Genomic DNA, 21,479 nt, shown 5'->3' on the forward strand with positions numbered 1-21,479 from the left:
ACCAGTCCCACGAATCCGCCCCACGAACTCCCAGGAGACACCGGATGAGCGCCACCAACCCCTTCGAGGACGACGACGCCCGCTACCTCGTGCTCGTCAACGAGGAGAACCAGCACTCCCTGTGGCCCGCCTTCGCCGAGGTCCCGGCCGGCTGGACCAGCGTCCACGGTGAGGACACCCGCCAGGCCTGCACCGACTACATCGACAGCCACTGGACGGACCTGCGCCCGGCGAGCCTGATCGCCCGCACCGAGGCCGTCGCCGCCTCCTAGCCCGCCCGGGAGGGGCCGGCGACCGGCCGGCCCCTCCCGCCCCGAACCTTCCCCCAGCTACCCCCGACGGATGGCCCATCGCCGTGAGCACCCATCAGCCAGAACCCGCAGCCGGGCCGTCCGACGGCCTGACCGCCGAGCAACTAGCCGACGAGGAGCTGGAGCCGGGCGCCCTCTCGGCCGAACGCCGCCGCCGGGCCAGAGCCCTGCTGCGCGGCTCGCTCCGGCCGCACCGCGCCACCGTCGCCGCCGCGATGACCGCCGCGGCGATCCGCCAGCTCGCCCTGCTCGCCGTTCCCTGGTGCGTGCAGAAGGCAATCGACGACGGCCTGCAGAAGCACGACAGCGGGGCCCTGGTCAGCTGGGCCGGCGCCACCGCGCTCGCCGCCCTCGTCCAGTTCGCCGGCCTCTACGGCTGGCAGTACTGGGCCGGCTACGCCGACGCCAAGGTCGGCGCCGACCTGCGCTCCCGCCTGCTGCACCACCTGTCCGGGCTGGACCGCGCCGCGCTCGCCTCGCGCGGCCACGGCGACCTCGCCATGCGCGCCACCCGCGACACCGACCTCGTCCGCGAGTGGGTGCACGGCCTGGCCATCTGGGTCGTCCTCGGCACGACCTTCCTCACCGTGCTGCCCGCCATCGCCACCCTCGACGTCAGCCTCCTGCTGGTCACCCTCGCCACCCTGCCCTTCCTGGTCTGGGTCAACCTGCACTTCCCGCGCCGCTTCGCCGCCGCCAGCGGCGAACTCGCCAAGGCCCACGGCGACCGCGCCGACGCCGTCGCCGACCTGCTCCAGATCGGCACCGGCCTGCGCGGCACCGGCGGCCACCGCCCGCTGGTCGACCGGCACCACGGCGCCAGCGCCGAAGTCACCGAACGGACGGTCGTCGCCGCCCGGATCGAGGCCGGCTGGGCCGCCGTCGCCCCGTTCGTCCCGCGCCTGGCCGTCGCCGCCGGCGTCGGCTTCGGCGGCCTCGCCGTCCTGGACCACCGCCTGACCGTCGGCGGCCTCGTCGCCTTCACCAGCTGGATGGCCATCGTCACCCTCGCCACCCGCGTCCTGGTCGACCGCCTGCTGGAGCGCGGCCAGGCCGACGTCGCCGCCGCCCGGATCGACGAGGCGCTCTCCATCAGCCCGCTCGTCGCCGAACCGCCCGCCGGCCGGGCCCGGGACCTCCCCGAACACGGCACCCTGGAGTTCGCCGGCGCCACCGCCGTCCGCGACGGCCGCACCGTCCTCGGCCCGGTCGACCTCAGCGTCGCCCACGGCGAGTTCGTCGCCGTCAACGGCGCCACCGGCTCCGGCAAGAGCACTCTGCTGCGCCTCGCCGTCCGCCTCGACGACCCCGACGCCGGCACCGTCACCTACGGCGGCACCGACCTGCGCGAGGCCCGCCTCGACCAGGTCCGCGAGCGGATCTCCTACGTCGCCCAGCGGCCCGTGCTGCTCTCCGGCACCGTCGCCGACAACCTCCGGCTCGGCCGCGACATCGCGCCGGAGACCCTGTACGAGGCCTGCCGAACCGCCGGCATCCACGACCAGCTGACCGCCATGCCCGACGGCTACGAGACCGAACTCGGCGAGGGCGGCACCGCGCTGTCCGGCGGTCAGGCGCAGCGCCTGGCCATCGCCCGGGCCCTGCTCGGCGACCCCAGGGTCCTGCTGCTGGACGACTCCACCTCCGCGCTGGACACCGGCACCGAGAAGCTCGTCCTCGACCGGCTGCGCACCTGGGCCGGCCCCGACCGCACCGTGCTGTTCGCCACCCACCGCTCCGCCGTCCTGGACGCCGCCGACCGCGTCGTCACCCTGGAGCCGCCGCGCGGCGGCCCGGGCGGGCGCGACGCCGCCACCGAAGGGCCCGACGCCGTGACCACCCCGAACACCATGGAGGTGGCCCGTGGCTGAGCAGCCCCTGCTGCAGGACGAGGCCGACGAGCGCGGCGTGCTCCGCCGCGCCATGCCCTACCTGCGCCCGCACCGCGGCCGCCTCGGCGTCGCGCTCGCCGTCGGCCTCGCCGACTCCGCCGCGCTGGTCGCCGTCGCCCCGCTCCTCGGCTTCGCCACCCACTCCCTGAAGGCCGGCGACCGCGGCGGTCTCGGCCTCGCCGTCGCCCTGCTGGCCGGCCTCGGCGTGGCCCAGCTGGTCCTCGCCCGGGTCGGCGAACTGCTGCTCATCAAGGGCGGCGAGAGCGTCGTGCGCACCCTGCGGGAGCAGGCCGTGGAGAACCTCGCCACCGCCCCGCTGCGCTTCCTGGAGAGCCACCGCAGCGGTGAGCTGCTGCGCCGGGCCACCGGCGAGGTCGCCGCGCTCGCGGCGTTCGTCCGGCTGCACCTGCGCAACCTCGTCTCCGCGGTCGCGATCCTGGCCTTCACCCTGGTGGTGCTGGTCAGCTACTCCTGGCTGCTGCTCCTCGTCCAGCTCGCCGTCTTCCTGCCGCTGACCCTGCTCGTCACCCGCTGGTTCCGGCGCGACGCGGCGGCGGCCTTCGGCGGCAAGGCGACGGCGGAGGCGACCGTCGCCGCCACCTTCTCCGAGACCCTGACCGCCCGTGAGGCCCTGCAGACCTCCCGCGGCCTGGCCGGCTGGAGCGCCCGCTTCGAGCGCGAGAACCGGCACGCGGTGAAGGCCGCCCGGCGCGCCCTGCGGGTGGAGAACCGCATCGACCTGGTCAGCCTGATCGAGGGCACCGCGCTGGTCGTGCTGCTGCTGGTCGGCGGCTGGATGATCACCCGCGGCACCATCGAGCTCGACACCGTGGTGGTCTTCGTGGTGGCCAGCCGCAACCTCTTCGACTCCTTCGCCGACCTCTCCCAGCTGGTCGGCGAGGTGCAGACGGCCCGTACCGGCCTCGCCCGGCTGCTGGACCTGCTGACCGCCACCGCACCCGGGCGCCGCCCCGCCCGGGTCGACGACCTGCCCGCCCGCGGCGACCTGCGCTGCACCGCCGTCGAGTACGGCTACCGCGCCGACCGGCTCTCCCTGCACGGCCTCACCCTGGACTTCCCCCGGGGCAGCCGGACCGGTGTCGTCGGCGAGACGGGCTCCGGCAAGACCACGCTCTCCAAGCTGCTCTGCGGCCTCTACCGGCCCGACACCGGCTCGGTCAGCTTCGCCGGGACGGACCTCGCGGACATCCCGGAGCAGCAGCTGCGCCGCCGGATCGTCCTGGTACCGCAGGAGGTCCGGATGGTCGCCGGCACGATCGCCGACAACCTGGCCCTGGTGCAGGGAGCACCGGGCCGGGAGCGGATCGAGCGGACCGTCGAGCAGCTGGGCCTGCGCGAGTGGCTGGACGGCCTGCCCGGCGGCCTGGACGCCGAGGTGGGCCAGCGCGGCGGGAACCTCTCGGCGGGCGAGCGGCAGATCCTGGGCGTGGTGCGTGCCGTCCTGGCCGATCCGGCCGTCCTGGTGCTGGACGAGGCCACCGCGGACATCGACCCGGTGACGGCGGCCCGGCTGGAGCACGCGCTCGACGAACTGCGCGCCGACTGCACCCTGGTGGTGATCGCCCACCGGCCGGCCACCATCGCGCGGCTGCCGCGGGTGATCCGCCTCGACGGCGGGCGTCTGGTGGGCGAGCCGGCGGCGGGTGACGAACCGGCAGGTGAGGGCCTGCGGAGCGAGACCCTGACTGGTCTCAAGAGTGCAGGTTAGGCTAACCTAATCGCGTGACGATCGCCGCGTGCCGCCGTCCCGGCTCCCCGGGCCGGCGGCACGCGGCGTGTCCGGGCCTACTGACCCCTCCCACGGATTGGGCTGACCGATGAACACCGACACGGCACCGCCGCGCATGCGGATCGTCCGCCACCCGCTCAAGTACCGCCTGCTGGAGGTCAAGCAGGTCGTCCGGGTCACCCCGGGCACCGTGCGCGTGACCTTCGCCGGCGATGCGCTGGAGGGCTTCTGCGAGCAGGCCCCGACCGACCACGTCAAGCTCTGCTTCGCCTTCCCCGGCGACGACCTCCCGGTCGAGCCGATCGTCCAGGACGACACCTGGATGGACGCCCCCGAGGGCATGTCCGAGCCGCTCACCCGCGACTACACGATCCGTCACTACCGGCGCGAGGCCAAGGAGCTGGACATCGACATGGTCCTGCACGGGACCGGCGTCGGCTCCAGCTGGGCCGCCGCGGCCGAGCCGGGCATGCAGCTGGGCGTCTTCGGCCCGCGCGGCTCCGAGGAGATCCCCTTCGTCCACGACTGGTACCTGCTCGGCGCCGACGAGACGGCGCTGCCGGCCCTCGCCCGCTGGCTGGAGATGCTGCCCGAGGGCGTCAAGGTCCTCGCCTTCGCCGAGGTGCCCGGGCCCGAGCACGAGCAGCACCTGCCCACCCGCACCGACGCCACCGTCACCTGGCTGCACCGCGGCGCCGCCGAATCCGGCAGCACCGACCTCCTGGAGCGCGCCGTCCGGGCCGCCGACCTGCCCGAGGGCATGGGCTTCGCCTGGATCGCCGGCGAGGCCAACACCCTCAAGCCGATCCGCCGTTACCTGCGCAACGAGTGCGGCCTGACCAAGAACCAGGTCGACGTGGACGGCTACTGGAAGCGCGGGGTGGCCAACCACGACCACCACGAGGACGACCACCAGCCGCACGCATGAGCACCGACACACTCGACAAGCCCGCTCCGGCCCCGGCCCCGGCGGCGCCCGCGCCGCGGGGCCGCGCCGGCGCCGCCCGCCGCACCGCCTGGCTGTTCGGGGCACTCGCCCTGCTCGCGCTGCTCGCCCTCGCGGGCATCGCCGTCGGCGCCCGCTCCGTCGCACCCGGCCAGGTCCTGCACGTCCTGCTGAACCGCGAACCCACGTCCGAGGACTGGATCGTGGTCCACCACTCGCGCATCCCCCGCACCCTGCTGGGGATCGCCGTCGGCGCCGCCCTCGGCATCGCCGGGGCGATGATGCAGGCGCTCACCCGCAACCCGCTCGCCGACCCGGGCCTGCTCGGCATCAACGGCGGCGCCGCCGCCGCCGTGGCCGCCGGCACCGCACTGTTCGACCTGCGCTCGTTCGGCTCCTTCGTCTGGTTCGCCCTCGCGGGGGCGGCCGTCGCCGCCCTGGTCGTCCAGATCCTCGGCGGCAGCGGACGCGCCTCGGCCACCCCGGCCCGGCTCGCCCTGGCCGGCACCGCCGTCACGGCCGTGCTCACCGCCTTCGTCAACGGGCTGATCCTGCTCGACCCGCTGACCCTCAACCGCTTCCGCTTCTGGCAGGTCGGCACCCTGGCCGGCGTCGACTCCGCGGTGCTCGGCCAGGTGCTGCCCTTCCTCGCGGTGGGCGCGGTGCTCGCGCTGTTCCTCGGCCGGCCGCTCAACGCCCTGGCACTCGGCGACGACGCCGGGCACGCCCTCGGCGCCAACCCCGGCCGCACCCGGCTGCTCAGCCTGCTCGCGATCACGCTGCTCTGCGGAGCCGCCACCGCGGCCGTCGGTCCGATCGCCTTCGTCGGCCTGGCCGTCCCGCACCTCGCCCGCCACATCTGCGGCCCGGACCAGCGCTGGATCATGCTGCTGTCGGCCGTGCTCGCCCCGGTGCTGCTGCTCGCCGCCGACATCGTCGGCCGACTCGCCCTGCACCCCGCCGAACTCCAGGTCGGGGTCGTCACCGCGTTCATCGGCGCCCCGCTCTTCATCGCCCTGGTACGCGGCCGGAGGATCGCCCAACTGTGAACAGCCCCACCACGGTCGAGCGGCCCGCCGGCGCCGCCCCGGCCCCCGCACCGTCCGCCCCCCGCACCGCCGTCCCGCTGCGCGCCCTCCGGCTGCCCGGTGGCCGCTCGCTGCGCTGGCACCCCCGCGCCACCGTCGTCGGCCTGCTGATCCTCGCCGCGCTCTGCGGTACGGCCGTCTGGTCCCTGACCGCCGGCGACTACCCGCTGCCCGTCTCCGACGTGGTCGACGTGCTCACCGGCGGCGGGCGCCGGGCCGACCGCTACATCGTCATGGAGGTGCGGCTGCCCCGGCTGCTGACCGCCCTGCTGGTCGGGGCCGCACTCGGACTGGCCGGCGCGCTCTTCCAGACGCTGGCCCGCAACCCGCTCGGCAGCCCGGACGTCATCGGGTTCACCGTCGGCTCCGCCAGCGGTGCCCTCGCGGTGATCCTGGTGATCGGCGGCAGCGCCGCCACCGTCGCCGGGGGCGCCGTGGTGGGCGGCCTGTTCACCTCCGTGCTGGTCTACCTGCTCGCCCGGCGCGGCGGCACCCAGGGCTACCGGCTGGTGCTGGTGGGCATCGGGGTCAGCTCCCTGCTCTCCTCGCTCAACGCCTACCTGATCGCCCGTGCCTCCTTCAGTGACGCCCAGAGCGCCGCCGTCTGGCTCACCGGCAGCCTCAACGCGCGCGGCTGGGAGCACTGCGGCCCGATGGCCGTGGCGCTGGCCCTGCTGCTGCCCGCCGCCGTCCTGCTCGGCCGGCCGCTGCGGATGCTGGAGATGGGGGACGACGCGGCCTCCTCGCTCGGCGTGCGGACGGAGGGCGCCCGGATCTGGCTGGTCCTGATCGGCGTCGGCCTGACCGCCGCCGCCACGGCCGCGGCCGGCCCGATCCCCTTCGTCGCCCTGATCGCCCCGCAGGCCGTCCGCCGGCTCACCCGCGCCACCGGCCCGAACCTGCTCGGCTCCACTCTGCTGGGCGCCCTGCTGCTGGCCCTCAGCGACCTCGCGGCCCAGCGTCTGCTGGCGCCCACCCAGCTGCCCGTCGGCGTCCTCACCGGCGTCATCGGCGGCTGCTACCTGGTCTGGCTGATCCTCGGCCAGTGGCGCACCGGGCGCGGCTGACCGACGGGGAGCACACGGCACACGGACGAGGGCGGGCCGGTGGATCATCCACCGGCCCGCCCTCGTCGGTGCGCGCCGTGCTCAGACGTCCCGGGTGAAGACGCGGGAGCGGCGGGCCGGGTCCAGCCCGGCGGCCCACTCGCGGGGGGCCGCCGTGGGCGGGATCTCGCGGAACCCGTGCCGCAGGAAGAGCTCCCCGCCCCCCGTGGTGGCGGTCACCAGGGCGCGCAGGCCCCGCCGGCGGGCCTCGGCGAGGACGGCCGTGACCAGGAGCGAGCCGAGGCCCGCGCCCTGACGGCCGGTCCGGACGCAGAGGTTGTGCAGCAGCCCGGTCGAGGGCCGGCCGGCCTCGGGCGCCAGCGCGCGCAGCGCGACGCAGGCGTCGAGCCGGCCCGGTCCGGCGGTGTCCCCGGCGCGGACGGCGCGGACGGCGAGGAAGGTGTCGCCGGGGTGCCGGTAGGCGTCCGGGGTCCGCTCGCGCAGCGCGCCGGAGCGCATGAACGGGGCGGAGAGCGCGTAGAGCGCCGGTGCGTCCGCCTCCGCGGCGCGGACCGCCCGCAGGGCGGCGGCGGGGCGCAGTGCCGCTGTCACCGGACCGGGCCGCGGCGTACGGGGGCCAGCGGGACGACCAGCGGGGTGCCGGTCTGCGGGTCCTCGATGATCTGGCAGGGCAGGTCGAAGACCTGCTCGACCAGGTCGGCGGTGACGATCTCGGAGGGCACGCCCTCGGCCACCACCGCGCCGTCGCGCATCGCGATCAGGTGGGTGGCGTAGCGGGTGGCCTGGTTGAGGTCGTGCAGGACGGCGACGAGCGTGCGGCCCTGCTCCTGGTGCAGGCGCGCGCAGAGGTCGAGCACCTCGACCTGGTGCGCGATGTCGAGGAACGTGGTCGGCTCGTCGAGCAGGAGCAGCGGGGTCTGCTGGGCGATCGCCATGGCGAGCCAGACGCGCTGGCGCTGGCCGCCGGAGAGCTCGTCGACGAAGCGGTCGGCGAGGGCGTCCACGTTGGTCGCCACCATGGAGTCGGCGACGATCCGCTCGTCCTCGTGCGACCACTGCCGGAACAGCCCCTGGTGGGGGTAGCGGCCGCGGGCGACCAGGTCGGCGACGGTGATGCCGTCCGGCGCGGTGGAGCTCTGCGGGAGCAGGCCGAGCCGGCGGGCCAGCTCCTTGGACGGCAGCGCCCCGATCTGCTCGCCGTCCAGCAGGACCCGCCCGGCGGCGGGCTTGAGGAGCCGGGCGAACGCCCGCAGCAGGGTCGACTTGCCGCAGGCGTTCGGGCCGACGATGACGGTGAACGAGTCGTCCGGCACCGCCACCGACAGCTCGGTGGCGATGGCCCGGTCGCCGTAGCGCAGCGTCACCTTCTCGGTGAGCAGCCGTTCGCCGGTGGTGGTCACTTCTCCTCCAGGAGGTCGGCGGTGCTCAGCACGACGGCGCACTTCTCGGCGGCCCAGCGCAGGGCCTCGGCGTGCTTCTCGGCGGAGAAGTCGGCGACGGCGTCACCCACCACGAACGCCTGGATGTCGCGCGACCACGCGTCGGACGCGGTCATCATGACGCCGATGTGGGCGTAGACGCCGACGATCACCAGCTGGTCGCGGCCCGACTCCGCCAGCAGGTCGGCGAGGTCGGTGCGGGCGAAGGCGCTGTACTTCCACTTGAGCAGCATGACGTCCTGCCCGGCGGGCGCGACGACGACCGGCACGCCCTGCGCCTGCTCGTCGGCGGGCAGCCCGGGGCCCCAGAAGTCCAGCTGGAGGCCGCGCTCCTCCGGGGTCTGGCCGCCGCGCTGGTGGGAGTAGATCACCGGCATGCCCAGGGCGCGGGCGTGCGCCAGGATGCGGGCGGTGTTGGCCAGGGCCGGCTCCAGCGGCGGGCCCTCGGCGGGGAACGCACCGAGGAAGTAGTTCTGCAGGTCGTGCACGAGGACGGCGGCCCGCGCCGGGTCGACCTGCCACGACACCTTGCGAGGGGGGAGGTCGCCGGGGCCGGGCAGCGCGTAGGGGGCGATGGCGGGAAGGGCCATGCGAAGGGGGCCTTTCTGGGCTAGCGGGAGGTGGTGCGGAGGTCCTTCTTGCTGACCTTGCCGATGCCGGTGCTGGGGAAGGCCTCGACGAACTCGACCAGGTCGGGCACCTTGAACTCGGCGAGCCCGGCCGCGCGCACGAAGGACTTCAGGTCGCGCGGGCGGGGCGGCTCGGCGCCGGCCCGCAGGATCACGTAGGCGCAGCTGCGCTCGCCCAGGTACTCGTCCGGGGTGGCGACGACGGACACGTCGTGCACGGCGGGGTGCCCGAGCAGGACGTTCTCGACCTCCTCGGCGGCGACCTTCTCGCCGCCGCGGTTGATCTGGTCCTTGGCCCGGCCCTCGACGACCAGGTGGCCGGTCGGCGTGCGGCGGACGATGTCGCCGGTGCGGTAGAAGCCGTCGGCGGTGAAGGAGCGGGCGTTCTGTTCGGGAGCCCGCCAGTAGCCGCGGATCGTGTAGGGGCCGCGGGTCAGCAGGTGGCCCGTCCCGCCCTCGGGGACGTCGACGTCCTCGTCGTCGACGATCCGGATCTCGTCGGCGGGGGAGATCGGGCGGCCCTGGGTGGTCAGGACGGTGTCCTCCGGGTCCTCCGGGCGGGTGTAGTTGACCAGGCCCTCGGCCATCCCGAAGACCTGCTGGAGCCGGCAGCCGAGTGCGGGGCCCAGGCGCCGGGCGGCCTGCTCGCTGAGCTTCGCGCCGCCGACCTGGAGCAGCTCCAGGCTGGACAGGTCGTGGCCGTTGTCCGGCGCGGCCGTCGCCCAGGCGAGGGCGAGCGGGGGGACGACGCCCGTGATGGTGACGCCCTCACGGGCGATCAGCCCGAGCACGGTGGCCGGGCTCGGATCGGGTGCCAGCACGACCCGGCCGCCGGCGTGGAAGGCACCGAGCGTGCCGGGCGAGCTGAGCGGGAAGTTGTGGGCGGCGGGCAGTGCGCACAGGTACACCGTGGCGGGCGACAGCTCGCAGATCACGGCCGACTCCCGGACGCTGTACAGGTAGTCGTCGTGGCAGCGGGGGATGAGCTTGGGCAGCCCGGTGCTGCCGCCGGAGAGCTGGAGGAAGGCGAGATCACCGGAGTGCGGGGGGTCGGCGGGCGCCAGAGGGGCGTCGGCGCGCAGCTCGGCGAGCGGGGTGAACGGCCCGGGCTCGCCGACCACGAAGACCTCGCCCAGACCGGGCACCGCCGCGCAGACCTCGGCGGCCAGCTCGCGGTGGTCGAAGCCGTCGTGCCGGTCGGGCACGAACAGGGCCTTGGCCCCGGCGAACTCGCAGAAGTAGGACAGCTCGGCGCGGCGGTGGGCGGGCAGCGCCATCACCGGGACGACGCCGGCCCGCAGCAGGCCGAGGAAGACCTCGAAGAACTCGGCCACGTTGGGCAGTTGGAGGACGACGCGGTCGCCCTTGCGGAGCCCGCGGGTGAGCAGGCCGGTGGCCAGCAGGTCGGCGCGGCGGTCCAGTTCGGCGTAGCTCCAGTGCCGGTCGCCGTCGGTCACGGCGATCCGCTCCGGCGTGGCCGCGGCGTGCCGGCGGATCATGGCGTCCAGCGTCTCGCCGGTCCAGTAGCCGGCCGCGCGGTAGCGGTCGGCGGCCTCCAGGGGGTAGAGACTCACTCCGTGTCCTCCAGTCCGACGGCGTGCAGGAAGGTGCGGAACTTCGCGGCCGTCTCGGCCAGTTCGTGTGCGGGGACGGAGGCGGCGACCACGCCGGCGCCGGCGAACAGCCGCAGCCGGTCCCCGTCCGCCTCCGCGCAGCGCAGGGTGACGACCCATTCGCCGTCCCCGGTGGCGTCGCCCCAGCCGACCACACCGGTGTAGAGGCCGCGGTCGAAGGGCTCCAGCTCGCCGATCAGCTCGCGGGCGCGGTCGGTCGGGGTGCCGCAGACCGCCGGGGTGGGGTGCAGGGCCAGCGCGAGGTCGAGCGCGCTGGTCGAGGGGTCGCGCAGCGTGCCGGTGACGGTGGTGGACAGGTGCCACATCGCCGCGGTGCGCAGCAGCGACGGCCGCTCGGGGGCGACCAGGTGGGTGCAGTGCGGGGCGAGCGCCCGGCGGACGGCGTCGACCACGAAGGCGTGCTCGGCGAGGTCCTTCGCCGAGCGGGTGAGCGCCTCGGCCCGGCGCCGGTCCTCCACCGGGTCGTCGCTGCGGGCGGCGGAGCCGGCCAGCGGGTTCGACACCACCTGCGTGCCGCGCCGGGAGAGCAGCAGCTCGGGGCTGGCGCCGACCAGGGTGGCGGTGCCGCCGGCCGGTACGGCGAAGGTGTAGCCCCGAGGGTCCCGGTGGAGCAGGCGGGCGACCATCGCGGGGATGTCGATGCCGTCGGCGGCGGTGAGTTCCAGTGTCCGGGCGAGGACGACCTTGGCGAGGTCGGTCGGCCCGTCCATCAGCCGGACGGCGCGGGCGACGGCGTCCCGGTAGCCCTCGGGGGCGGGGACGGGGCGTCTGGTCCAGGCGGTCTCGCCGGTCCGGGCGCCCGGGGCCGGGGCCCGGACGTCCTCGCCGACGGGCGCCGCGACGTGCACGCGCTCGGGGACGAACAGTTCGGCGGGGCGCCCGGGGGAGAAGGGGATGGCCCCGACCACCACCGCGTCACGGCCCTCGGCCCGCGCGGCCGCCAGGATCCGGCCGGCCTCGGCCGGATCGGGGACGGCCCGGTGCAGGCCTTCGGCGAGCAGCGTGCGGGTGGGGCCGGCGAGGAAGGCCCGGTCGGCGCCCGGCCGGTAGGCGGCCAGCAGCTCGTGGCCGGTCGCCGCCGTCGTCGTGGCCGCCGTGGTCGCTGCGGCGGGGGTGGTCGGCGTGGCCGGGGCCGTCGGGGCGGTTGCCGCGGTCGGGGCGGGGGACCGGGCCTCGGAAGCCGTGGTCATGGTGCTCCGTTCTGCCGGTACCGGGCGGCACCGGGTCGAGGGGACATCGGACTGCTGGTGGGCGGCGCCGGACAGCGGGTGGGCGGCGGCCGGGCCGGGCGGCGGCGGTGGGCGCGCCCGGGGCCTGGGCCTGCCCGGGGCTTGGGCTCAACCGGGGCCTGGGCCTGCCCGGGCTCAGGCGCGCAGGGTGGCGCCGCCGTCGACGTAGAGGTCGTGCATGGTGATGTGCCGCGCGCGGTCACTCGCGAGGAAGAGGACGGCCTCGGCGACGTCCTCGGGCGCCGCGATCCGGCCGAGGGGGATGCCCACCCGGTAGCCGGCGAGGTCGCCCTCGATGACCCGGCGCTCGGAGTCCTCGTCCGTCCACAGCGCCCGCTGCATGGGGGTGTCGGTGGAGCCGGGCGAGACCAGGTTGCACCGCACCCCGGAGGAGGCCAGCTCCAGCCCGAGGCAGCGCATGTACATCGCGGTGGCGGCCTTGGAGGCCGCGTAGGCCGCCATGTTGACCCGCGGCACCCCCGCCGCGTTGGAGCCGACGGTGACGATGCTGCCGCGGCCGCGCGCGGCCATCCGGCGGCCGACGGACCGGCAGGTGTGGAACACCCCGGTGGTGTTGACGGCGAAGGTGTGCTGCCAGTTCTCGTCACTGATGCCCAGCGCGGGTTCGCTGTGCAGCACGCCCGCGACGTTGACCAGGATGTCGAGCGGCCCGTGCTCCTGCTCCGCGCGCTCCACGAGCGCCTCGACCGCGGCGGCGTCCGTGACGTCGAGCCGGTGCGTCGAGGGCCCGGAGGGGGAGAGGTCGCAGGCCACGACGTGTGCCCCGCGGGCGGTCAGCAGGGCGGCGACGGCCGCCCCGATGCCTTGGGATGCGCCGGTGACCAGGGCGGTCCGGCCGTCGAACTCATCGTCGGATATCGCTGCCATCGGTCACCGCTCCGTCGTGGCGGCCGACTTGACGGCGGTGCGGCCGGTACGGCGAAGTCCGGGCGGACGGGTGGCGGCGGGTGGCATGGGCCTACTCCCTGGGATCGGGGCGCGACGGCTGACGGACAAGCGTGCGAAGCTGTGAAGTAAGGTTAGCCTAACCGCACCGCTGTCGTGCCAGTGGCCACCCCCGGACCTCCCCGCCCGCCCGTGTCCGGCGGTGGCGGCCGGGCGAAGGCCCGGTCCGCCGTGCCGGTTCCCACGTCAAATGGCATGCCAGGGCGCCCTGCTCGGGTCGGCCGGGGCACGACGGCGGCCCGTCGGGCAGGGGCTCGACGGGCCGCGGGTCGCCGGCTGCGGCCGGCGGTCGCTCAGACCGGCTTCGCCGCGAGGATCTCCGTGGTGCGGATGTCCGGGGCGGTCGCCAGCAGTGTGGGGGCGGCCGCCATGAGAGCGGCGGCGATCCGGCCGTTGAGGTGCGCGGTGCGGCCGGCCTCGTCGGTGAAGGTGTCGAAGACCCCGAACACGGTGGCGCTCTCCCGGAAGGCGAACCACGTCACGGTCTGCTCCTCCGCACGGGCCAGCTCCAGGGCGCCGCTCAGCAGCGCCTCGACCTCCTCCGCGTGCTCGGGCCGTGCCTCGATGCGGGCCAGCAGGCCGATCCTCGACGTCATGGTGGTCTCCTCGTGATCGAGAGCGGGGTGGCGCCGCCAAGGGGCGGCTCTCGTTCACGCTTAACACACCGGTCGGGCGGTCGGCCCGCTCCTGCGCGGCGGTCCGGCCGGTGTCGGTCCCGCATTGCTTCGTACGGACGCGGTCCGCGCGGTCGGCGCGGTCGGTAGGGTCGGCGCGGTCGCTGGCCGGTCCGGTGCGCTCAGTCCCATGCGCTCAGTCCCGTGCGCTCAGTCCCGTGCGTTCGGTTCGGCGCGCTCAGTCCGGGCGCCGGACGTGGTGCCGGGTGGCGCCGAACCCGCTCTCGTGGTCCCAGACGTGCGTGCAGCCGGGGCACTGGAGGTGGAGCACGCTCCCGGTGTTGGAGAGCAGGTAGCGCCAGTGCTCCGCACAGGTGCGCCGCTCGGCACAGGTGGCACAGCCGCGCGTGTCGTCGCAGCTCGGGCAGGCCACCCAGGCGCGCCGCCCGGGGTCGGCCTGCGGGTCGATCGGCAGCAGGCCCACCCGTCGGCGCCGCTGGTGGGCGGACTGGTGGGCGGCGGCGGTGTGGTTGCGGAACATGCGGCTGAACTTAGGTAAGCCTTGCCTGTGCTGTCAAGTGCGGAACGGCGGGCCGGGCGCCCGGCAGTGCGACGGGCCGTGCGGGTCCGCCCGCTCGGAGACCGCCTCCCTCGTGCACAGTTCGCGCGGATGGCGTCCCGGTCGGGGCGCGGGACTTGCCGTTCCGTGATCAGGGGGTGGCTCCGCCGCACCCCCGGCCGGTCCGAACGGCCGTCAGGAGACCGGGGTCGGGTCTCGCCAGATGTCCATCGGAACGGCGCGGACGGCGCGTCCGTCCGCGTCGAGGATCCGGCCCATCCGTTTCACGCTGCGCAGCGACACGCTGCGCTCGGCCACCCGCAGATCGGGGAATCTGCGGGCGAGAGCGGTTTCCAGCCGCTTGACGTCGGCGAGGGAGCGTTGCCAGACCGAGAGGACGAGGTTGTGCGCGCCCGTGACGGACACGCACAGCCGGACTTCGGGGAGTCTGGCGAGCTGGGGGCCGACCTCGTCGAGCCGGTCCGGGGGGAGGTCGGCCCGGAAGGTCGCCAGGATCGGCCGGCCGGCGTCGCGAGCGGCGATCTCGCAGCGGAAGCGGATCGCGTCGGAGGCGGCCAGCCGGTCGAGGCGGCGGCGCAACGTGGACGGGCTGAGCCCGGTGGCGGCGGCCAGCCCGGCCTGGTCGAGGCGGCCGTCGACGCCCAGCCGGATGAGCAACTCCCGGTCTTCTTGCCGGACTTCAGCTCGCCATCCGGTCGGTTGACCGTCGCCCGGCGGGTGGTCTTCGTGCAGCTCCACACGCTGGGCGGGGTCCAGGGAGTCCAGTCGCCACCGGATCCCTTCGGCGTAGAAGCCGGTCGCCAGGTGGACCCGGACGGCATTGACCCCGGCGAGGCGGCCGAGCCGTTCGGTGGTGTACCGGGAGAGCCTCGCCAGGTCGGTGAAGGCCGCAGCGACGACGAGGTCGCAGCCTTGGGAGTGATGGTCGATGCTCATCACGTGCGGCTCCTCGGCCAGCTCGTCGGCGATCTGCCCGAGCCGGTCGGGAGCGCAGTCGAGGTCGAGGTAGGCGACGCACCCGCGGTCCTCGGGGTGCGGCAGACCGTAGGCCGTCACCCAGGCGATCCCGGCCTCCGAGAGCCGGCGCCAGCGGCGGGCCGCGGTGACCGGGCTGATCCCGAGGGTCTGGCCGAGCAGCGACCAGGGTGCCCGGGGCCGCAGCTGGAGCGCGTTCACCAGGGCGAGGTCCAGCTCATCCACTGTCACATCGGCGCCGGTCACCGTCGGCTTCCGGTGGAATCGTTCATCAGCCGGCCTCCCATGGCGTGATCCTGCGAAATCGCGGGAGCTCCCGCCGTACGATCCAGAATCACGGATCAAGATCGCTCTGCACAAGTTCCCGCCGCACGCGGGCTCGATGGAGGTACCTGTGCCCCTGTACGACGACGCTCTCGCCCTGGCCCCGGACCTGGTCCGGCTGCGCCACGACCTGCACCGGTTCCCCGAGCTCGGCCTCCACCTTCCGCGTACGCAGGAGCGGGTGTTGCAGGCCCTCGACGGACTGCCGCTGGAGGTGAGCCAGGGCTCCGCGCTGAGTTCGGTCACCGCGGTGCTGCGCGGCGGGCGACCGGGGCCGGCGGTGCTGTTGCGCGCCGACATGGACGGCCTGCCGGTCATCGAGAAGGCCCCGGTCCCGTTCGCCGCCGACAACGGTGCCATGCACGCCTGCGGACACGACCTGCACACCACCATGCTCGCGGGCGCCGCACACCTGCTGGCCGCACGGCGCGAGCAGCTGGCCGGCGACGTCGTCTTCATGTTCCAGCCCGGCGAGGAGGGCTTCGACGGAGCCGGCGCCATGCTGGCCGAGGGCGTGCTCGACGCGGCTGGCCGGCGCCCGGTCGCCGCCTACGCCCTGCACGTGGGCTCGGCCATGCCGCACGGGGAGTTCAGCTCCCGGCGCGGCCCGATCCTCGCCGCCTCCGACGCGCTGAACGTCACCGTCCGCGGTGCGGGCGGCCACGGCTCGGTGCCGCATCGGGCCATGGACCCCATCCCCGCGGCCTGCGAGATGGTCACCGCCCTCCAGACCATGGTGACCCGCCGCTTCGACGTGTTCGATCCGGTGGTGATCACCGTCGGGCTCCTCCGGGCCGGCACCCAGCGCAACATCATCCCCGAGACCGCCCACTTCGAAGCGACCGTGCGCACCTTCTCCGCCGAGGCGCGGTCCAAGGCCGCCGACGCCGCGGTGGAGCTGATCAGGGCCGTCGCGGCCGCCCACGGCCTGCGGGCGGAGATCGAGTACCTTCCCGGGTACCCGGTGACCGTGAACGACACAGCCGAGGCCGACTTCCTGGCGGACACCGTCCGGGAGGTCTTCGGCGAGGAGCGCTTCCGGACGATGGCGAACCCGATGCCCGGGGCCGAGGACTTCTCCCGGGTGCTCGCCGCCGTTCCGGGGTCGTTCGCGTGGCTCGGCGCCGCCCCGAAGGGGACCGACCCCGACGACCTGCCCCTCAACCACTCGCCCTACGCGGAGTTCGACGACGCCGTGCTCCCCGACGGAGCCGCGCTCTACGCCGAACTCGCCACCCGCCGCCTCGCGGCCTGAACCCGTACGCCGAAGAAGGAACGATCAAGCTCATGACCGAACCGCGCGACGTGGTCGAGCAGCAGCTCGCCGCCTACAACAGCCACGACATCGACGCCTTCGTCGCCACCTACGCCGAGGACGTCACGGTCCACCGGGCCGACGGCAGCCACCTTCAGGGCCGGCGGGCCCTGCGCGACAGGTACGCCGGCCAGTTCGCCGAGGGCCGCTGCCGGGCCGAGATCGTGGGGCGGCTCACCGAAGGCGACCGGGTGGTCGACCACGAGGTCGCCCACGGCCTGGCCGAGGAGCCGATCCGCGTCCTGGTGGCCTACCGGGTGCGCGAAGGTCTGATCGACCGCGTCGACTTCCTCGGCTGAGCACCCCGGCCCCTACCGGCGGCCTCCCCGCAGCGCTCCCCACGCCGCGCATCGGCGGAGCGGTTCGGCCGGACCACCGCGGCCGAGGTCGGCGGGATTCGCGCGGGAGCGCGCTCGGCACGTCCGTGGCGGGCCTCAGGTGAGGAAGCCGGCGTGCACGTGGTCGCGGTGGGTGGGGTCGGAGAAGAACTGGTTGGCCGTCCGGCCGCCGCTCAACTGCCTTGGCCCGCCGACGTTGTAGGAGCCCGCGGCGGCCGCGGCCCGCATGAAGCCGTCAACGAGGTCCGCCGGGGTGGCCGGATCGACCACCGGGTGGCCGTCGATCTGCCAGGTGTCGAAGGCCCGGCCCTGCGGGTGGTCGCTGGGCCGGTCGGTACCGAAGACGTCGAGTGGGTGGCCGGAGCGCACCACGCTGACCTGGAAGGTGTAGCTGCGGGCGAGGGTCAGCATCGCCTGCAGCACGCTGTCGTGGACGGTGCTGCTGCGCAGGTCGGCGACGGCCGCGGGCGGCAGCTGGATGCGCTGCTGGGCCAGCACCTGGAGGACGGCCGGGGCCGGGGTGGCGGCCGGGGGGCCGGGCTGGGCCGGGTGCAGGGCGGTGACCGTCCAGCGCGGCTCGGCCCGGTCTAGCCGTACGTCCACCGTGGTGCCGCCCGGGGTGAGCGTGCCGTCGGCGGCCAGGGCCCACTGGCGGCACACGACCAGCACGCTCGCCGAGTCGGTGAGGATGCCGCCGTACTGGGCGTCGACCACCTGGAGCGCGGCCTGCGGCGCGTCCGGGAGCAGGGCCGCTCCCGCCTGGTCGGCGAGCGCGGTGGGCAGTCCGAGGGCCGCCACCCGCTGCTGCGCCGCCGCGAGGCCCTGGCCGCCCGCGCCCCACGTGCCGAGCGCCTCGACGAGCTGGACGGCGCGCCGTTTGACGTCCGGCTGGACCTCTCCCGGGCCGGGCTCCCAGGGCGTGGTGGCGGGCAGCGTCGCCGTCGCCGTCGCGGAGGCAGTGGCGGACGGCTCCGCCGACGCGGAAGGGGACGTGGAAGGGGTCGTGGTGGGGGACGGCGCCGCCGAGCGGCCGCCGCCGCCGCAGCCGGCCGCGCCGAGCAGCACGGCCAGGCCGCCGGCCAACAGCGTCCGCCGCCCGGCGGTGCAGGGGAGCTCGCTCACGCGTCCCACTATGCGCAACGCCCCACACCCCGCGCCAGGCGGCGCACCCGGCGCGCGTGCGCCGCCCGGCACGGGAACGGCCCGCCCGGTACGGGAACGGCCCGCCCGGCCCCGGCCGGCGAATCCGGCTACGCTGGGCAAGGAGGCTCCGGGCCCGGTGAAGGGTCAAGGTGGGGGTGAACTCGGCCGCACCGTACGGAGGTACGAGGTGCCAGGAGAAACCGCTCCCGAGGTGCCGGGAGAAGCAACGACGCCGCCGCGATGGTGGCGCGCCACCCGGTCCTCGGCCGCCGTGGCGGCCTCGACGGTCCGGCGGTTCCCTTTCACAGCGGGCACGGTCGCGGTGGTCCTGCTGGTCGGGCTCTCGCTCGGCGGGTTGTGGAACGCCCTGTCCGACCGGTCCTGGTACCCGGACGTCGCGTACGGCCTCCCCTCGTTCGAGGCGGGGCGCTGGTGGACGGTGCTCACCGGCCCGTTCCTCTGTGCCACGCCGCTCGACTACCTGCCGGTGCTCATCGGGGTCGTGCTCCTCGTCGGCCTGGCGGAGGCCCGGCTCGGGAGCCGCTGGACCGCCGCGGTGACGGTCGCCGGCCAGCTCGCCGCCGTCCTGGTGGCGGCCCTGCTGCTGTTCGCCCTGCGCCACACGGAGTGGTCGTGGGCGCAGGACACGGCCCGGGCGATCGACGTCGGCGTCTCGGCGGGCGTGCTGTGCGCGGGCGCGGTCGCCTCGGCGACGCTGCCCTCGCCCTGGCGCCAGCGGCTCCGGCTGGGCCTGCTCGCCTACGTGACCGTGTCGCTGCTCTTCGTGGGCCGGCTGGACGATCTGGAACACGCGCTCGCGGTCGCGGGCGGCCTGGCGGCGACCCACTGGCTGCCGGTCCCGGGCGCCGCCCACACCTCCGGCCGGCTGAGCCGGCGGGAGTGGCGGCTGCTGGCGGTGGCCGGGCTGGTGCTGCTCGCGGCGATCCTGGTGGTGGTCTGGCTGGTGCCGAGCCGCAGCCCGGCCGGTGACACCCAGGGGCTGGGCGGGCCGGGCTGGCAGATCGCCGTCTTCCTCGTGGTGGGCGCCCTGCTGGTGAACGGGCTGCGCCGGGGGAGCCGGGCGGCCTGGCGCTGGACGGTGGCGATCTGCCTGCTCAACGCGCTGCTGGGGCTGTTCGTCGGGGTGGCGTACGTGATCGGCAAGGCGCTCGGCGAGCAGGTGACGGTCACGGGGGCCGCGGTCTTCGTGCCCACGGCTGTGATCTGGACGGCCGAACTCGTCGTGCTGCTCGCCGGGCGCGAGGCGTTCCAGGCGCGCCGGCCGCGGCGCAGGCTCCGGCTGCCGGGCCGCACCCGCCGCACTGCCCAGGCCCCTGCTGCCCCTGTTGGCCCGGCGGCAGCCGCGCCACCCGTCGCGGCCGCGACCCCGGCCGGCACGGCGCCCGCGGCGGACCGGGACCCGACGCGGGCCCAGGCCCGGGCGCCGGCCGCGGATCCGCAGGCGCGGGCGGCGGACCTGCTGGCGCACCGCGGCGGCGGGAACCTCTCCTGGATGACGACCTGGCCGGACAACTCCTACTTCTTCCCCGACGCCCCCGACGGCGACGGCGAGAGCTACCTCGCCTACCGCGTCCACGCCGGGGTGGCGGTCGCCCTCGGCGACCCGGTCGGTGCCGAGGGCTCCCGGGCCGGGACGATCACGCGTTTCGCGGGGATGTGCGACCACCAGGGGCTCGTCCCGTGCCTCTTCTCGGCCACCGCCCAGGCCGCCGGGACGACCGACGAGCTGGGCTGGCGGTCCGTCCAGGTGGCCGAGGACACCGTGATCGAGCTGCCGGACCTGGAGTTCCGCGGCAAGGCGTGGCAGGACGTGCGGACGGCGCTGAACCGGGCGAAGAAGGACGGCGTCGAGTACCGCCTCGTCGCCCTCGCGGAACAGCCCCGTCAGGTGGTCTCACAGGTCCGGGGCATCTCCGAGGAGTGGGTCGGCGACATGGGCCTGCCGGAGATGGGCTTCACCCTCGGCGGCGTCGACGAGGCGCTCGACCCGCGGATGCGGGTCGGCCTGGCGACGGACGGTGAGCACCGCCTCCAGGGCGTGACGTCCTGGATGCCGGTGTACGGGGAGGACGGGGTGCCGCACGGCTGGACGCTGGACATGATGCGCCGGCGCCGGGACGGGTTCCGGCCGGTGGTCGAGTTCATGATCGCCTCCAGCTGTCTGGCCCTGCGGGAGGACGGTGCGCGGTTCCTCTCGCTCTCCGGCGCACCGCTGGCCCGCACCGGCCCGCCCGGGGCGCCCACCGTGCTGGACCGGATCCTCGACCAGCTCGGCGCGGCCATGGAGCCGTACTACGGGTTCCGCTCGCTGCACGCCTTCAAGGCGAAGTTCCAGCCGCACTACGAGCCCATGTACCTGCTCTACCGCGACGAGGCGGACCTGCCCCGGATCGGCCTCTCGCTGCTCCGCTGCTACATGCCCTCGGCCACCGTGCGGGACCTGTTCAAGGTGCCGCAACACGCCGCCTGACCGAACGGGGCGACCGTGCGCCACGACGCAGTCGAGATCGAGATCGTCATCACCGCGCCGAACCACGGCGTCGGGCTGTGGATGCTCGGGGCCTTCGTCCTCACCTTCGGCGGCACCCGCGCGGTCACCCGGCTGATCCGGGCGGGCCGCGGGCCGTTCCGCGACATGTCCGTCGGCGGCACCCACGTGCACCACCAGGTGTACGGGATCATGGCGATGCTGGTGGCGGGGGCGATCGAGTTCTCCTACCGCCCGGGCAGCCCGGGCGTGCAGATCCTGGCCGTGCTGTTCGGTGCGGGAGCGGCGCTGACGCTCGACGAGTTCGCGCTCTGGCTGCACCTGGAGGACGTCTACTGGGCGCGCGAGGGCCGCAAGTCGGTCGACGCGGCGTTCCTGGCGGTGGCGGTCGGCCTGCTGCTGGTCGCCGGGTTCAACCCCTTCTCGGACGTCGGCCCGGGCGCCGTCAACCACCTCGTCTTCGCGGGCGTGATGCTGGTCAACCTGGCGTTCTGCGTGGGTGCCATTCTCAAGGGCAAGACGGCGCTCGGCGTGATCGGCCTGCTGGTGCCGCTGGTCGGGCTGGTCGCCTTCATCCGGCTGGCCAAACCGGACTCCCCGTGGGCCCGTTGGCGTTACCCGCCGGGCTCCCGCCGGGCCGAGCGCGCCCTGCGCCGCTACCCGCCCGACCGCCGGACCCGGATCGACGCCCTGAAGGACTTCGTCGGCGGCACGCCCCGCAACTGAGCAC

At 75.1% G+C, this 21,479-nt stretch carries 20 protein-coding genes; 10 read left to right on the top strand and 10 right to left on the bottom strand.

Going from position 1 to position 21,479, the window contains the following annotated elements; translation table 11 throughout:
• Positions 1 to 44 precede the first annotated feature (44 nt).
• The 6 genes from OH807_RS39455 to OH807_RS39480 all read left to right on the top strand — a co-directional run bounded on the left by OH807_RS39455 (position 45) and on the right by OH807_RS39480 (position 7,054).
• Positions 45 to 272: an MbtH family protein gene (locus OH807_RS39455; protein ID WP_406209740.1), complete on the top strand. Its 228-nt coding sequence runs from the start codon at positions 45 to 47 to the stop codon at positions 270 to 272.
• 83 nt (positions 273 to 355) lie between these two features.
• A complete protein-coding gene (locus tag OH807_RS39460) occupies positions 356 to 2,182 on the top strand; it encodes an ABC transporter ATP-binding protein (RefSeq protein WP_406209743.1) in 1,827 nt (608 codons plus the stop codon).
• Positions 2,175 to 3,932: an ABC transporter ATP-binding protein gene (locus OH807_RS39465; protein ID WP_406209746.1), complete on the top strand. Its 1,758-nt coding sequence runs from the start codon at positions 2,175 to 2,177 to the stop codon at positions 3,930 to 3,932. Before OH807_RS39460 ends, OH807_RS39465 begins: the two co-directional genes overlap by 8 nt.
• 109 nt (positions 3,933 to 4,041) lie before the next feature.
• The gene (locus OH807_RS39470) at positions 4,042 to 4,881 is read left to right on the top strand and encodes a siderophore-interacting protein (RefSeq protein ID WP_406209749.1); all 840 of its coding nucleotides are present in this window, start codon (positions 4,042 to 4,044) and stop codon (positions 4,879 to 4,881) included.
• On the top strand, positions 4,878 to 5,948 hold the full coding sequence (locus OH807_RS39475) for a FecCD family ABC transporter permease (protein ID WP_406209752.1): 1,071 nt from the start codon (positions 4,878 to 4,880) through the stop codon (positions 5,946 to 5,948). The genes OH807_RS39470 and OH807_RS39475 overlap by 4 nt, the downstream gene beginning before the upstream one ends.
• Positions 5,945 to 7,054, top strand: a complete 1,110-nt coding sequence (locus OH807_RS39480; protein ID WP_406209755.1) for a FecCD family ABC transporter permease — start codon at positions 5,945 to 5,947, stop codon at positions 7,052 to 7,054. Before OH807_RS39475 ends, OH807_RS39480 begins: the two co-directional genes overlap by 4 nt.
• 81 nt (positions 7,055 to 7,135) lie before the next feature.
• Here OH807_RS39480 and OH807_RS39485 read toward each other — a convergent pair whose 3' ends face one another.
• The 9 genes from OH807_RS39485 to OH807_RS39525 all read right to left on the bottom strand — a co-directional run bounded on the left by OH807_RS39485 (position 7,136) and on the right by OH807_RS39525 (position 15,345).
• Complete coding sequence (locus tag OH807_RS39485; protein WP_406209758.1) at positions 7,136 to 7,645, bottom strand: GNAT family N-acetyltransferase; 510 nt, start codon at positions 7,643 to 7,645, stop codon at positions 7,136 to 7,138.
• On the bottom strand, positions 7,642 to 8,454 hold the full coding sequence (locus tag OH807_RS39490) for an ABC transporter ATP-binding protein (RefSeq protein ID WP_406209761.1): 813 nt from the start codon (positions 8,452 to 8,454) through the stop codon (positions 7,642 to 7,644). The genes OH807_RS39485 and OH807_RS39490 overlap by 4 nt, the downstream gene beginning before the upstream one ends.
• The gene (locus OH807_RS39495; protein ID WP_406209763.1) at positions 8,451 to 9,083 is read right to left on the bottom strand and encodes an isochorismatase family protein; all 633 of its coding nucleotides are present in this window, start codon (positions 9,081 to 9,083) and stop codon (positions 8,451 to 8,453) included. Before OH807_RS39495 ends, OH807_RS39490 begins: the two co-directional genes overlap by 4 nt.
• 20 nt (positions 9,084 to 9,103) lie before the next feature.
• Positions 9,104 to 10,696 (bottom strand): (2,3-dihydroxybenzoyl)adenylate synthase, encoded by a 1,593-nt coding sequence (locus OH807_RS39500; RefSeq protein ID WP_406209766.1) that lies wholly within the window; start codon positions 10,694 to 10,696, stop codon positions 9,104 to 9,106.
• A complete protein-coding gene (locus OH807_RS39505; protein WP_406209769.1) occupies positions 10,693 to 11,946 on the bottom strand; it encodes an isochorismate synthase in 1,254 nt (417 codons plus the stop codon). Before OH807_RS39505 ends, OH807_RS39500 begins: the two co-directional genes overlap by 4 nt.
• Before the next feature lie 174 nt (positions 11,947 to 12,120).
• Positions 12,121 to 12,873, bottom strand: a complete 753-nt coding sequence (gene dhbA / locus OH807_RS39510; RefSeq protein ID WP_406209772.1) for a 2,3-dihydro-2,3-dihydroxybenzoate dehydrogenase — start codon at positions 12,871 to 12,873, stop codon at positions 12,121 to 12,123.
• Between the two features lie 371 nt (positions 12,874 to 13,244).
• Positions 13,245 to 13,547, bottom strand: a complete 303-nt coding sequence (locus tag OH807_RS39515; protein ID WP_406209775.1) for a putative quinol monooxygenase — start codon at positions 13,545 to 13,547, stop codon at positions 13,245 to 13,247.
• 256 nt (positions 13,548 to 13,803) lie between these two features.
• Positions 13,804 to 14,043 carry a hypothetical protein gene (locus tag OH807_RS39520; protein WP_406211431.1) on the bottom strand — a complete coding sequence of 80 codons (240 nt, stop codon included), beginning with the start codon at positions 14,041 to 14,043 and terminating at the stop codon, positions 13,804 to 13,806.
• A gap of 276 nt (positions 14,044 to 14,319) precedes the next feature.
• A complete protein-coding gene (locus OH807_RS39525) occupies positions 14,320 to 15,345 on the bottom strand; it encodes an Lrp/AsnC family transcriptional regulator (RefSeq protein ID WP_406209778.1) in 1,026 nt (341 codons plus the stop codon).
• Between the two features lie 169 nt (positions 15,346 to 15,514).
• Here OH807_RS39525 and OH807_RS39530 point away from each other — a divergent pair, with 169 nt between their 5' ends.
• Together OH807_RS39530 and OH807_RS39535 are read left to right on the top strand one after the other, a co-directional pair.
• The gene (locus tag OH807_RS39530; RefSeq protein ID WP_406209781.1) at positions 15,515 to 16,699 is read left to right on the top strand and encodes a M20 family metallopeptidase; all 1,185 of its coding nucleotides are present in this window, start codon (positions 15,515 to 15,517) and stop codon (positions 16,697 to 16,699) included.
• Positions 16,700 to 16,731: 32 nt separating this feature from the next.
• Positions 16,732 to 17,058, top strand: coding sequence for a nuclear transport factor 2 family protein (locus tag OH807_RS39535; protein ID WP_406209784.1), 327 nt, complete (start codon positions 16,732 to 16,734; stop codon positions 17,056 to 17,058).
• Positions 17,059 to 17,193: 135 nt separating this feature from the next.
• Here OH807_RS39535 and OH807_RS39540 read toward each other — a convergent pair whose 3' ends face one another.
• Positions 17,194 to 18,219, bottom strand: coding sequence for a hypothetical protein (locus tag OH807_RS39540; RefSeq protein WP_406209787.1), 1,026 nt, complete (start codon positions 18,217 to 18,219; stop codon positions 17,194 to 17,196).
• Positions 18,220 to 18,427: 208 nt separating this feature from the next.
• Between OH807_RS39540 and OH807_RS39545 the strand changes: the two genes are divergently transcribed.
• Both OH807_RS39545 and OH807_RS39550 read left to right on the top strand, forming a co-directional pair.
• On the top strand, positions 18,428 to 20,731 hold the full coding sequence (locus OH807_RS39545; protein WP_406209789.1) for a bifunctional lysylphosphatidylglycerol flippase/synthetase MprF: 2,304 nt from the start codon (positions 18,428 to 18,430) through the stop codon (positions 20,729 to 20,731).
• Between the two features lie 15 nt (positions 20,732 to 20,746).
• Positions 20,747 to 21,475, top strand: coding sequence for a hypothetical protein (locus OH807_RS39550; RefSeq protein WP_406209792.1), 729 nt, complete (start codon positions 20,747 to 20,749; stop codon positions 21,473 to 21,475).
• Positions 21,476 to 21,479 lie beyond the last annotated feature (4 nt).

The sequence above is a fragment of the Kitasatospora sp. NBC_01560 genome, assembly GCF_045208415.1.
Taxonomy (GTDB): domain Bacteria; phylum Actinomycetota; class Actinomycetes; order Streptomycetales; family Streptomycetaceae; genus Kitasatospora.